8 protein-coding genes are annotated in these 13287 nt (G+C 52.6%); 4 read left to right on the top strand and 4 right to left on the bottom strand.

The features are described from left to right. Positions 1 to 95 precede the first annotated feature (95 nt). Entirely contained in the window at positions 96 to 698 is a 603-nt protein-coding gene (locus tag LKE08_RS17460; protein ID WP_324705527.1) for a DUF2062 domain-containing protein, read from the bottom strand. Between the two features lie 452 nt (positions 699 to 1150). On the opposite strand from LKE08_RS17460, the gene dnaG reads away from it, so the two are divergent. Both dnaG and LKE08_RS17450 read left to right on the top strand, forming a co-directional pair. After that, a complete protein-coding gene (dnaG, locus tag LKE08_RS17455) occupies positions 1151 to 3076 on the top strand; it encodes a DNA primase (protein WP_324705529.1) in 1926 nt (641 codons plus the stop codon). Between the two features lie 540 nt (positions 3077 to 3616). Then, the gene (locus tag LKE08_RS17450) at positions 3617 to 3832 is read left to right on the top strand and encodes a hypothetical protein (protein WP_324705526.1); all 216 of its coding nucleotides are present in this window, start codon (positions 3617 to 3619) and stop codon (positions 3830 to 3832) included. A gap of 56 nt (positions 3833 to 3888) precedes the next feature. Here the strand turns inward: LKE08_RS17450 and LKE08_RS17445 are convergent, their stop codons facing one another. The 3 genes from LKE08_RS17445 to LKE08_RS17435 form a co-directional block, all read right to left on the bottom strand. Then, on the bottom strand, positions 3889 to 8682 hold the full coding sequence (locus LKE08_RS17445; RefSeq protein WP_324705525.1) for a sugar-binding protein: 4794 nt from the start codon (positions 8680 to 8682) through the stop codon (positions 3889 to 3891). 243 nt (positions 8683 to 8925) lie between these two features. Beyond that, a complete protein-coding gene (locus LKE08_RS17440; protein ID WP_324705524.1) occupies positions 8926 to 10128 on the bottom strand; it encodes a hypothetical protein in 1203 nt (400 codons plus the stop codon). A gap of 26 nt (positions 10129 to 10154) precedes the next feature. After that, positions 10155 to 10754, bottom strand: coding sequence for a sulfite oxidase-like oxidoreductase (locus LKE08_RS17435; RefSeq protein ID WP_324705523.1), 600 nt, complete (start codon positions 10752 to 10754; stop codon positions 10155 to 10157). Between the two features lie 222 nt (positions 10755 to 10976). Between LKE08_RS17435 and LKE08_RS17430 the strand changes: the two genes are divergently transcribed. Together LKE08_RS17430 and ggt are read left to right on the top strand one after the other, a co-directional pair. After that, complete coding sequence (locus LKE08_RS17430) at positions 10977 to 11210, top strand: hypothetical protein (protein WP_324705522.1); 234 nt, start codon at positions 10977 to 10979, stop codon at positions 11208 to 11210. Between the two features lie 105 nt (positions 11211 to 11315). Beyond that, positions 11316 to 13028, top strand: coding sequence for a gamma-glutamyltransferase (ggt, locus tag LKE08_RS17425; RefSeq protein WP_324705528.1), 1713 nt, complete (start codon positions 11316 to 11318; stop codon positions 13026 to 13028). Positions 13029 to 13287 lie beyond the last annotated feature (259 nt).

Here is a 13287-nt window from a genome sequence, read left to right as displayed (position 1 = left end):
AAAGGGGGGCCGGGGGGGATCTTCACCTTTTTTGAACGGGAAAGATCCCCCATGATCCCCCTTCACAAGGGGGACTTGAATTGAATCCGTGTACCTCACTGAGTGGGAAATTGCCGTACTTTTGACTTTTGACTTTTGACTTTTGACTGGCGAAGACGCCGTTGCCGCCAGTGTCGCAGAACCCAGAAGCCGCCGACGTAACTCGCGATCGCCCCCGCCAGACCCACCACGGACGATCCGACCAGCAGCACGGTGGCAAATTCCGCCCCAAATTCGAGGATATCGCTAAATTGGGTCAGCGATCGCAGGTCGTCCCCGAGGGAGGACAACTGTTCGACTCCCAGCAGCCAGCGGCCCACTTGGAAGTTGAAAAAGTATAGGGGCAAATAGGTGAAGGGGTTGCTGATCCAGGTTCCCGCGATCGCCAGAAACTTGTGGCCCCGAAAAATTACGGCGATCGCCACACCCAGGAGGGTTTGAAACCCGAAAAACGGGAAAAATCCGGCGAACACCCCCGCCGCCAGACCCCGCGCCAAATATTCCGGGTGCCCCCGCAGGGTGATGAACCGCAGATACATCAGGCGAAACCAGCGTCGCCAGGACTCCCAGATTGTCTTTCGCTGTCGGGGTTCGGACAACCGATACACGGATTGATGTTCCTCCTTGTCGATCGATTTCTTATTGTATCGCACTGCCATTGGGGATTCGGACAATTAATTTGAAGTTAAAAGGCTGAGGATCGCGGCCCCATTTGCCCGACCTTAAATGTCCGACTTGTCGGGGGTATCATTCTGTACAAATGACCGGACGAAACGCCAGCTTTCGGGAAGGCGAAATCGACCCTTCAATCGGGCGATCGCGCGATCGGAAAAATGGCAATTTTTTGAACGAGTTGATATCAAATCGCCTTTCGGAAATTCGACACCCAGCCGAACGGCTCAATGCGACGATTGTATTTTGTAAAATCAAGTACGGCTTGGATGGTATAGTAGCAAAAATAATCGCGTTCGTCAACCGCCCTCGCCCGATCGCGGAAACGGCTAAAAACCCTACAGTTGACCGATTATCTCTTTCGGAATACGCCCCCGGTCAACCGTGTCGCGAGAACGGCTACAATCTTATACACTCTTTCATTCAAAACGCTCAATCCATGTCCAGTCCCCGCATCCACCCCGACACCATCGAGGAGGTCAAACAACGCGCCGACATTTACGATATCGTCTCGGAACGGGTCGTATTGAAGCGACAGGGAAAGGACTTCGCCGGTTTGTGTCCCTTCCACGAAGAAAAAACCCCCAGCTTCACCGTCAGTCCCACCAAACAGATGTACTACTGTTTCGGGTGCGGCGCCGGGGGAAATGCGATCAAATTTTTGATGGAGTTGGACAAATCCTCGTTTTCCGACGTGGTGTTGGAGTTGGCGCGGCGCTACCAGGTGCCGGTGAAAACCGAGTCCCCCGAACAACACGAGGAGTTTCAGCGCACCCTGTCGCTGCGGGAAAAGCTGTATGAAATTTTGGCGATCGCGGCCAGTTTTTACCAACACGCTCTCCGACAGTCCCAGGGGGAAGAGGCGTTGGAATATCTGAAATTTTCCCGCCGCATGGGAGAGAGTACGATCCGGGATTTTCAGTTGGGATACGCGCCGCCGGGGTGGGAGACGATTTACGGCTATTTGGTGGAACAGAAGCGCTTTCCGCTGGAATTGGTGGAACAGGCGGGGCTGATCGTCCCCCGCAAGGCGGGAAACGGCTATTACGATCGCTTCCGCGATCGCCTGATCATCCCCATCCGCGACATCCAGGGCCGGGTGATCGGGTTCGGGGGCCGTAGCCTCGGGGACGAAATGCCGAAGTATCTCAATTCCCCGGAAACCGAGTTATTTGACAAGGGAAAAACCCTGTTCGCGCTGGATCGGGCGAAAAATGCGATCGCCAAGCAGGATCGCGCCGTGGTGGTGGAGGGGTATTTTGACGCGATCGCCCTCCACGCCGCCGGGGTGGAAAACGTGGTGGCCGCTTTGGGAACTGCCCTCAGTTTGTATCAAATCCGGCAGCTACTCCGCTATACGGAATCGAAGGAAATCGTCCTCAATTTTGACGCGGACGCCGCCGGTACGAAAGCCACCGAACGAGCGATCGGGGAAATCGAAACCCTCGCCTATCGGGGGGAAGTCCAGTTGCGAATCCTGAACCTCCCCAACGGAAAAGATGCGGATGAATATCTCTATATCCACACCCGCCACGACTATCAAGATTTGCTCGAACAGGCCCCCCCATTTATCGACTGGCAAATCCGCCAAATTCTCGCCGGAAAGAAGCTGGAAACCGTGGCAGAATCTCAAAAAGTGGCGGGGGAAATGGTGGAGTTGCTCCGCAAAATCGAAGATGTCACCCAGCGCACGGCCTACATCCAAGCCGGCGCGGAAATTCTCAGCCAGGGTCAATCCCGCCTGGTGCCGATGCTGGCAGACAGCCTGCGAAAACAGATTCAGAAACCGCGATCGCAAAAACAAAAAGCATCCCCATCTCTGCCGGAAATTTCGCTGCCCGACAAGCGCGATCGCACCCTGCTGGAAAAAGCCGAAGCCCTGCTGCTGCGAATTTACCTCCACTGCCCGGAACATCGGACATCAATTGTCAACGCTTTGGACGAACAGGATTTGCAGTTTAGCCTGTTGATTCATCGATTTTTGTGGATAAAAATAAATGAGATCGAATCAAAAATTGACGATAAAAGATTTTTGCTGGATATTGATTTAATTTCGGAATTGCAAAACTTCGACTCCGAAAATAGTCCGGAAATCTCCCAAGTCTCCCATCTATTTAACTTGGATGAAAAGACCAAAAAGGACATCCACCGCGCCCCGTTAGCCATCCGTGCAGCCGTCGCCTGCATCGAATTGGTGATGTGCGAAAAACGCTACCTCCACTATTTGGAACTGTGGCAAAAGACCGACCTCACCCTCAATCCCGAACTCGCCCATTATTATCACCAACAAATATACGCAGAAAAACGGCGAATGAACGAATTGGAAGAACTCCGCCACGTCAAGTTCTCTGAATTGATATTTTAAGCAGTTATATGAAAAAAAGATGAGAATCTTATCAGATTCATTTAATTGTCAATTCATTATCGCTTGTTAACTTAGAGATTGGAGATGCTCATCTGTTGTTGTACAGCATTGTATAACATTTGACTGTAGTACGGATAATCTCCGTATTTCACGGTGACGGTTCCGGATCTGGAATAGTTCCCCTTGAATTTCGATTGTCCTCCACCTATCTTAAGAGGTAGAACAGATGAGTTGAAAGGGGTTCCGACTGACAGGATAAATCTTGAGAATGTTTTTATCTTAAAAGTCCCATTCCTGATTCGGATTGAAACCTTTGTATAGATCAGTGTAAACCCCTAATTTAGGAGTATCAGAAACAGCGAAATGAAGCCAAATTTGAGGCACTAATCACCGGGTATTCGGGACGGCTGGAACTGAAAAAAATCCGCTTTAAGCTTCCCACAATTACAAAAAGTTGATCTACCCATCGCCAGTCGTTATGCAAATTCATACCGGGGAAGTCAATGGCGGATCGAGACTGAAACAACAAGGAGTCATGTCATGTCACTGAAAACTATTATCCTATCTTCCTGCGCGATCGCCGGTGTCCTCGCCATCAATACTGCGGGGGTGATGGCTGCGGAGCCCAGTTCCCCGAATTTTGACCATCCATCCCCAACAATTTCTCAACTTGAGAGTCAATTGTCAGATGCGATCGCTCGGACAGCCGAATCTGATTCAGAACGGGTACAAACCGCCAGACCCCCCCGAGGTTAAATATGTGACTTAGGAACCCGGTTTCTGGAGAAACCGGGTTTCTTTGCGGCTGTCCCTCATTTAATGCCGTCACAAATATTGCGATCGGATTCAACCACCCGAGAATTGTATTTCAAATAATTTTCCAGTTTACCACAAGCTTGTTCGAGTAAATAAGGGACTTGATTGAAGTGGCTGTAATCCAACCGCCAAAAGACCATCCGATTATCCTGATCGGTGGCGACTAAAATTTTATCGTCGGGACTAAAATCCACCGACAGAACGGGTTGAGGCCCAACTTCCAAAGTTGTAATTAACTGACCGTAGCGATCCCACAGCTTGACCGTTCCATCTATACTTGCGGAAGCTAGAATCTCTCCGGTTGAATTGAAGACTAAGTCATAGACTCCTCGCTTGTGCCGTCCGATCGCCGTCATTTCAATCCCTTCCCAATTCGATGTTTTCCACAATTGGAGGGAACCGTCCCCGGTTGCCACAGCCAAAATTTCTCCATCCGGACTGAAGGAAACGGAGGAAAAAATTAGCCCCCCCCGAGACAGATCTCGAACCAAATTTCCTCGAATATCCCAAATTTTAATCGCATTGTCACCCACAGAGGCGATCGTCCGACCGTCCGGACTGAAACTGAGGTCGTTGATGGGGTCGGTATGTTCCGCGATCGTCCGTTGTAATCTCCCATTTCGATCCCACAATCGAATGATGCGATCGTCCGTCGCCGTTGCGATTAGTTGGCCGTTAGGACTGACGCTGACCGTCCACACGGGAGAGTCATGTGGCAGGGTTTTTAAGACTTCCCCCTGAGAATTCCATAGTTTTACGGTTTTGTCTGCACTCGCCGAGGCGATCAGTTGACCGTTCGGACTGACGCTGATATTATTGACCGTATCTCCATGGGCGTTAAACCTGAGTTTTAGATTCGGCAAAAATAAATGCCAAAGAATGGCACTATTGTCACTACTCACGGAGGCGATAAACTGACCCTGCGAACTAAATACCGCATTGTGAATCGTCTCATTCGGTTTAAAAACAAAGGGGAGATTTGACCGATCCCACAATCGGATCGAACCATCGACGCTGGCCGAAACTAGCATTTGACTCCGAGGCAAAAAATCAACCTGATTAACAATATTATTGTGGCCTCGCATTGTCGAAACTAAAGTCCCGTCATACGTCCATATTTTTATAGTTGTATCGTTACTTCCCGTCACGATGAACCGACTGTCCGAACTATAGCTAATGCTATTGACTGCCGCTTCATGTCCGCCGAGGGTTTGGTGTAATGTACCATCTCGCTTCCACAGTTTCGCCGTTCGATCGTGGCTCGCAGAAGCCAAAAACTGAGAGTCCGGACTAAAATCGATACTCCAAATTGCTTCCTCATGAGCTTTAAATTTTTGGATTAATTCACCGTCCCGGTTCCACAATCTGATCGTACCTTTGTCATCGGATGAAGCGATCAGTTGACCGTCCGGACTAAAATTGACACTCAAAATCGAGGTTTCATCTCCATTTAAAATTGCAATTTCCTTTCCATTGAGACTCCACAAACGAACCGTTCCATCTCGACTGGCAGAAGCCAACTGTTGGCTATCGGGACTAAAGCTGACCCATTTTACTTCATCAGTATGTCCTCGTAAAATACCGATCAATGTTCCATCTAATTTCCATAATTTAATCGTTCCATCTTGACCGGCGGAAGCAACAATCTGATTGTCTCGGTCTGAGTTTGGATTAAAAGCGACGGACCAAATCGTTCCTTCATCTCCTCTCCAACTCTTCTCCAACTGACCATCACGATTCCATAATTTGATCGTACCATCTTGACCTCCCGATACCATCCGCAGGCCGTCAGGACTACAACTGACACTCAAAACGCTGCCGGAATGTCCTTGGAGGCGATCGCGTTCCCGCAAGATATTTTCGACTTCCCAAAGGGAACCCGCCGTCCTCCGCTCGATTTCAGTTTTGGGATAATTTCGGAGGATATTTCCGGCTTCAATGGCGGTTATAGATGCTTTTAATTGATCTGATTCTCCTTGCAAAAATGCAAAATATTCATAATTTAATTTTGCCAGTTTTGTCTGCCTCTCCTGAAATCTTGTATTTTGCCAAAGAAACAATGATGCAATTGACAACAATCCCAGTCCGATACACAATCCAATCATGTTGACGAGGCGTTGTTTGATAATTTCAGCTTCGGCTTGCTCCCGCTTGCGTTTTTCTGCGTCGAGTTTTGCCACCAATTCGCTGCTGCGTTGTTCCCGGATGAAAGACACCAGATAATCGTGGACGAGTTGATAGCGTTCCTCGGGTATTTCCGGGAGCAAACACACCAATCCTGACTGCACGAAAATTTTCAGGACGGCATCTAAATTGTCGGATTCGGTATTTAAATAATTGGCCCAATTGGTCAGCTCTCGGCTCAAATCGTAGCGGGTTTTCAGGGGTCGATTATTATACTCGTCGGTGAGCAAATACAACACCAATTCTGCCAGGTCTTTATTTTCCGAGCCGCAGTCTTCGACGACCTCTTCCAAATAGCTCTCGACCAGCCGCCGGTTCGGCCCCTCCCGTTCGTATTTTTCCAAGGTTTTGATGTCCTTGGCGTAGAGTTGGGAACCGACCACCTGAAGCTCGATGGGACGGACTTCCGCCGCTTCTCCCGCCAGTTCTGCCACCAGGCGATCAATGAGTTTCGGATCTAAAATAAACTGCGTTTTGTCGGTCAAGCTTTGGATGACGGATTTGGCATCGTCCGGCAGGAAATTTCCCAGATAGTAAAGAATGTTTTTGTCTAAAATGTTGTCGTTGACGGACTCGAAATATTTCAACCGGTTACCTTCGAGCAAATGGTGCAAATAATCCTGTCTGAGAGACAAGACGATTTTGACGTAGGGGGTATTCAGACAGTCCCGAAGAAAGCGGTAAAATGTCTCCCGCTTTTTCGGTTCTTTGTGAGATACAAAAAACTCTTCAAATTGGTCAAAAACGAGGGCGATCATCAAATTTCTAGAATTGACAATTTCTCGAATTTGTGCCAAAATTTCCTCGGGGGTGTTGAGAAAGCCGGAATCCAGTTCACAGTTGTCCAATTCTTCCAAGGCAGAGGCGATCGCGCCGCTGAGACCGTGAATCCAATGGGTGTAAGTTTTCTGGTAAATCGGCAGAATTCGCCGCGTTTGAATCAGCGTGCTTTTGTGCTTGAGTTTGGGGAGCAACCCGGCTTGCAACAGGGAACTTTTCCCCACCCCGGACTGTCCGTAAACCACGGTCAATTTGTGCCGATCTTCCCCGAGGCGTTTGACCAACTTTTCGATATCGTCAAATCGTCCGGAGGCGCTGATTTCCAGGTTAACGATCGCCTCCTCTTCGCGTTTTGGATAGCCAGGATTATTGATGAATTGACTTTCTCGCAAAGACCCCGCGCCGATAAACGGCCGCAACCGAAACTGCTGTTCAATTTCCCGGCGATGTTGCTTGACGTGATAGGCTTTGAGATATTTTCCTAGGTGAAAGTAACTGTGGTGCAGCCGGTGGAGAATGTCAATATAGAGTTCCGGATCGTAGGCGGGTTTGGTCTTCTTTTTGGCTTTTTGCAACGTGATAGTCGCCTCCCGATGTCGCCCCAAACCCTGCTGCGATCGCCCCAGACACAGCAAATACCAGCCCCAATGGTAGGACTTCTCCCAATCCAAACGCCGCACGTCCTCGGCACTCACAAACCGGTGGGACTGGGAAAACTGCTCCCGGAGCATATCCAATGCTTTTTGAATAATTTCTCCGGCGGGTTTCCAATTGTTTCGCGCCAGTTCCACTTCCGCCAAAAAATGATGGGCTCGGGCTTCCCGAAATGCATTGGACTGCTGTCGATGCAGATCCAAAGCTCTGTTGGCGATCGCCTCCAACTCGTCCCACTCTTCCAAATACAGCAAAACCTCGCCGAGGGCGTTGATAAATTTTGCCACCAAATCGGGGCGATCGGCCGCCTCCAATTGTTCCAAACATTCCCGATAATAGTTTCTCGCATTCTGGCAGGCTTCCCACTTTTCTCCCCGGTGCATCATGGCGTAATAACGCCACCAGAACCCCAAATAAAACAAAACGTGGCCGCAACCCAACGGATTGCCCGCCCGCTGCCAATGGTGCCAACTTTTTTGATAATGTTCCAGGGCTTCTATCTTGGTATTGTCGGCGACCCGACCCAATACCAATTCCAAATTTCCTTCCAATTCCGGGTCCAGCGTCACCCCCCGCCGTTTCAACTCCTGTTGGGCGAATTCCAGTTCCGTCCGCAGGGGGGAACCGCTTTCCAATTGCAGGGTCGCCTCGTCCAAAAAAACCGCCGCGCCGCTGTTTAACAATTGTTCGGTGACGTGAGCGGTGGTGCGTTGCAGGAATTGAATTAACTCGTCCGTTTCCACTTCAAAATGGACGGTGGTCGCAAAACTGTGGAAATCCGGCACCGAGCGAATCATCATCGACATGAGGCGATCGCTCACCCACAAAATCAGGGGAAACTGGAAATTTCGGAACTCTTCCCGCATCTGATTGGTGGCTTTGAGGACATCTTCAAGATGGTTGACAGATTCCAAACCGAAGACCATCAAAGCTCGAGTTTCTTCACCTTCTAAGGCGTTTAAAATGGTCGTGTAGAGGGTTTTGACGGCAGTATCGAGGACGAGTTCTCGGACGGGAATGGGACACTGTTCGTGCAACTGTTTGACGATGGTTTCTCGGGTACAACGGTAGTTGCAGCGGGCCAAAATCAGCGAAAAATCGCCCTGCATCCGGGTGATGCTGCGGATCAGGGTTTTGAGTGCGTCTCGGTTGGTGCGTTCCCTATCGTCCATTCTGCGATGACCTCCCGACGGTCACTCCTGAGAGTTCCGCCCCGCTAATGTTGAATGTCCTCAAGTGCTGCACCCATTTCTCTTTCGCCGATGCGTCCGATCGCCGGTCTGAATCTAACTTCAACTCCGGGCGAATTGCTCATAACCGATACCTGATAGCTATAAATAGGAACAACAACCCTCGCCCATGCACCCGGTCTGTTTTCTAGTATCGCCGATGGGACCTCAATTCCGGGAATTCCCCTAGGCGATCGCGTCCAACTCCTCCGTCACCACCCGCCGCAAAATTTCCGTCACTTCCGCCGCCATGCGGGCGTCGAGCCGGACCGATTCCTGATTATAATCCTCGAAGTCGGCGATCGGGATGCCGCCCCGCAGGGTCATCGCCAACGTTCGCAGTCGGGCGGGTTGTCCCGTCTGCGTCGGGAGGCGATCGCCGAACTGCACGAACACCATGTAGGTCGTCTCGATCGCCTGCCGGAGTTGGCTCGGGCCGTGGCCCAATTTCGACAAAATCACGGGGGCGAAAATCGCCTCCTCCAACCCCAACGTCTCCAACGCCACATCCACAAATCTCGCCGTATCCCGTCCCAACCCCGCGATGACGGCTTTGAGGCCGTCCCAGTTCACCCCCGGCAATCGGGCGTCGGGGTCGAGGTGGTAGTGCCACCCCACCATCGACACGATCCGGGTCAGGTCGTAGGCGGACAGAAGATTCTCCCCCCGGGGCGTTTCCTCCGCCGCCGATAGTAGGATTTGTTGCAGCCTTTCATCGGCCAGTTGCGGATTTTGAATGAAGGCCTCTTCGCCGTAATCCCCCCGAAATTCCAAACTTTGATTGCCGGTAATGTCGATCAGCCACCGTTCCAACTCCGATCGCCGTGCGAAGCGTTTGAACGTGGCCGCCAGAGCGTTGGAACTGCCGATCTTTTTCTCGTAGCTGACGATATCCGCGATCGCCTCCACAAAGGAAAATTCCCGCCCCTCCTCGTCCGGATCTCGCACCCGCCAATCTTCCACCTTCGAGTCCGGAAACAAACCGTTGACCCGCCCCAAAACGTTGAGAACCGGGATAATTTTCGTCGAACTCCAAAACTGGGTGTTGCGGAGGGCATTTTTCCCCATCCAGACGGTTTCGATGCGATCGTCGTCTCGGAAGCGACCCAAACAGATGCACGCTTCCTGAATGTCCCCATGGAGAAAATCCAAGCGGGTCGTATTAATTTTGGGCAGTTCCCCCCGGCGGGGATAGGGGCCAAATGTCATCGGTTTTTGTTGCAGGTGGATCGGGTAGTTTTCGATTTCGGTTCGGTAGGGGGAATTCTCGACACCCCGATCCAAAAATGCCAGTCGGATGGCACTCGCCTCCTCGTCCCGTTCGGTCTGGAGAAATTTTTCAAAAACGGCCGCCCGGTCTTTGGCCCGTTCCAGCAATACTTTATTCATTGATTTTAGCGCCCGAAGGTGCGATCTCAACCCCCATCAGCATACCGCTCTTGTGCCCAAGGTTCTCCCCGGGTATGATAGCCGTTGCGTTCCCAAAATCCCAGTTCCTCCTCACTCAGAAACTCCAGACCGTTGATCCATTTGGCACTTTTCCAGGCGTAGAGGTGGGGGACTACCAGCCGCATCGGGCCGCCGTGTTCCGCCGGCAAGGGTTCGCCGGACAGGGTGTGGGCGAAGAAATTTTGCGATCGCGCGAAATCTTCCATCGAGATGTTGGTCGTATACCCCCCGTAGCAGTGTTCCATGACGTGAACCGCTTTCGGATCGACCTCGATACAATTCAGAAAATCCGTGACCGTGACCCCCCGCCACTTCACATCCAATTTGGACCAGCGGGTGACGCAGTGAAAATCTGCGGTCAACTCCCGTTGGGGCATTTCCATAAAATCCGACCAGGTAAAGGTCTTGGGTGCGGCCAGTCCCCACACCTTCAATTCCCAGTCCCGGGTGTCGATCTGCGGCGTTTCCCCGTAGGTGAGCACCGGAAACCCCTTCGCCAAATACTGGCCCGGGGGGACGCGATCGCTCAGTTCCTCGTCTGGCTTCTGGAAAAATTTCCCCAGCATTCTCAACTCTTCCGTGGCAATAATAAAGATTGGGAGTCGGCGGAGATTGACCCAATCCCACACCCGACACCCCAATTATTGTATGGCACAACCGGAGCCTTGAGGATGGAACTCGCACCGTTCTCCAACTCGTCTTGAGTTCCGGGGGTCACGAATCGATCCCCCTCGCCAAAATCCGTATTTTGCTGTATAACCATCTAGTAGTGTTAAGAAATCGAAACAATGTTACCCCATTTTTTGATTCCCCTTGCGATCGCCTGCGTATCGACTTGGATCAGCCTCAGCAACGCCATGAGTTGGATCGACGAGCTCCCCCGCCTGCTCGCCGGAGTGATCGGAACCGTTTCCTCGATGTGGTTTTTCGTCGTCACCCCCTGGCCCGTCAAACTGAGCCTGATCGTCGGACTGTTGATTTTCGGCAACTTTGTTCTGCGGGACGAAATTACGATAAGATGAGTCACCGATCCGGAATCCATCCGATCGCCCGACCGCATCTCACCCGACACTGAATCTGTGCAACGGTACTTCCCATCCCCAACAGTTTTTCGCCCCACCCAACTGATGGGGGGTTTGATTGCCACCCTCACAACGATCGTCACCGTCGGATGTGATGCCCCGACCCGACAACTCGCCCCCCTCGAAACAGGCGATCGCGGCATGGTCGTCTCGGCCGATCCCCTCGCCAGCGAAGCGGGGGTGGAAATGCTCCGAAAAGGCGGAAATGCGATCGATGCGGCCGTCGCCACCACCTTCGCCATCTCCGTCGTCGAACCCTTTTCCGCCGGCATCGGCGGGGGAGGGTTTTTGTTGGCGGGATTTCCCGACCCGGCCCGGGAAGATTATCAAATTCAAGCCCTGGACTTCCGGGAACGGGCACCGAAAGCGGCCTCTCGGGATATGTACCTGGACGAAAACGGCGAAGTCATCGAACGGGCCAGTTTGGACGGACATTTAGCCGCCGGAGTCCCCGGAACGGTCGCCGGACTGTTCACCGTCCACAAATATTATGGACAGTTGCCCTGGGAAACGGTGGTCGCCCCCGCGATACAATTGGCGGAAACCGGCTTTCCCGTGAGCGAATATTTCGTGCGATCACTGGAACGACGCCGGGACGTTATTACAGCCAACCCGGCGGCGAGGGCGATTTTTACCCGCGACGGCCAGATGTACGAACCGGGGGAAATTTTAATCCAAGCCGATCTCGCCGATACCCTGAAAACTATCGCCGCCGATCCCCGAAGTTTCTACACCGGGGAAATTGCCACAGCGATCGCGGCGGATATGGCGGAAAATGGCGGGTTGATAACCCTCGCCGATCTGGAAGCCTACACCCCCATCTGGCGGAATCCCCTCTGCGGCAATTTCCGACAATTCCAGATCTGTGCCATGCCGCCCCCCTCCTCCGGCGGCGTCCACCTGCTGCAAATCCTCAATTTGATCGAACCTTACGACCTGAAAAGTTGGGGGCGACAAGACCCCGACACCCTCCACCTGCTGGCGGAATCCATGCGGATCGCCTACGCCGATCGCGCCGAATATCTCGGCGACCCGGATTTCGTGGCGGTTCCGGTGCGATCGCTCGTCAGCGGGGGTTACGCCGATATCCGGCGATCGCAAATCGACCGGGAACGGGCCACCCCTTCCGACGAAATTCCACCCGCCGCCCGAGATATCCTGAACCGCCACATCTGGGAATCCCCGGAAACCAGCCATCTGACGGTCGTTGACGGCGATCGCAATGTCGTCAGCCTCACCTTCACCGTCAACGGCGGCTTCGGCGCGGGGGTGGTAGCCGCGGGCACCGGCATTTTGCTCAACAACGAGATGGACGATTTTTCCGTCGCCCCCGGCGTCCCCAACCTGTACGGTTTGGTGGGGGGTGAGGCGAATGCGATCGCACCCCGAAAAACCCCCCTCTCCAGCATGACGCCGGCGATCGTCACCGAGGGCGATCGATTGATAATGGCGGCGGGTTCCCCCGGCGGAAGTACCATCATCACCACGGTATTGCAGACGGTGTTGAATGTGTTGGAATTCGATATGACGGTCGCCGAAGCCGTTTCCGAACCCCGCATCCACCACCAGTGGCTTCCCGATCGCTTGTTGGTGGACTCGACCACCCCCCCGGCGACGGTTGAAGCGTTGCGGCGGCGGGGACACGAAATTGTCAAACGGGACGGATGGGGAAATGTAAATGCGATCGTCGTGACACCGGACGGCCAATTGCAGGGGGCAGCCGATCCCCGCCGAGACGGTGCGGCAGTCGGATTTTAAATTGGGTGTGGGGTGTGGGGTAAAATTTGTTCGGCGATCGCAACCGTAGGGGCAGTGCCTCCGCGCCTGCCTTCCTATAAATCTCGGAAAATCCCGACTCCCTACTCCCTATTCCCTATTCCCGACTCCCGACTCCCTATTCCCTATTCCCTATTCCCTATTCCCTATTCCCTGTTCCCTATTCCCTATTCCCTATTCCCTATTCCCTATTCCCTATTCCCTATTCCCTACACCCTACACCCTACACCCTACACCCTTC

Origin of the sequence: Lyngbya sp. CCY1209, from assembly GCF_035615495.1 — a bacterium.
Lineage (GTDB): Bacteria > Cyanobacteriota > Cyanobacteriia > Cyanobacteriales > Microcoleaceae > Limnospira.
This window is presented reverse-complemented; position numbering and strand designations above follow the sequence as displayed.

What these genes read in the sequence shown, in the direction of transcription:
- LKE08_RS17460 (WP_324705527.1), bottom strand. Translation starts at nt 698, where the DNA reads ATGGCAGTGCGATACAATAAGAAATCGATCGACAAGGAGGAACATCAA.
- dnaG (WP_324705529.1), top strand. Translation starts at nt 1,151, where the DNA reads ATGTCCAGTCCCCGCATCCACCCCGACACCATCGAGGAGGTCAAACAA.
- LKE08_RS17450 (WP_324705526.1), top strand. Translation starts at nt 3,617, where the DNA reads ATGTCACTGAAAACTATTATCCTATCTTCCTGCGCGATCGCCGGTGTC.
- LKE08_RS17445 (WP_324705525.1), bottom strand. Translation starts at nt 8,682, where the DNA reads ATGGACGATAGGGAACGCACCAACCGAGACGCACTCAAAACCCTGATC.
- LKE08_RS17440 (WP_324705524.1), bottom strand. Translation starts at nt 10,128, where the DNA reads ATGAATAAAGTATTGCTGGAACGGGCCAAAGACCGGGCGGCCGTTTTT.
- LKE08_RS17435 (WP_324705523.1), bottom strand. Translation starts at nt 10,754, where the DNA reads ATGCTGGGGAAATTTTTCCAGAAGCCAGACGAGGAACTGAGCGATCGC.
- LKE08_RS17430 (WP_324705522.1), top strand. Translation starts at nt 10,977, where the DNA reads ATGTTACCCCATTTTTTGATTCCCCTTGCGATCGCCTGCGTATCGACT.
- ggt (WP_324705528.1), top strand. Translation starts at nt 11,316, where the DNA reads ATGGGGGGTTTGATTGCCACCCTCACAACGATCGTCACCGTCGGATGT.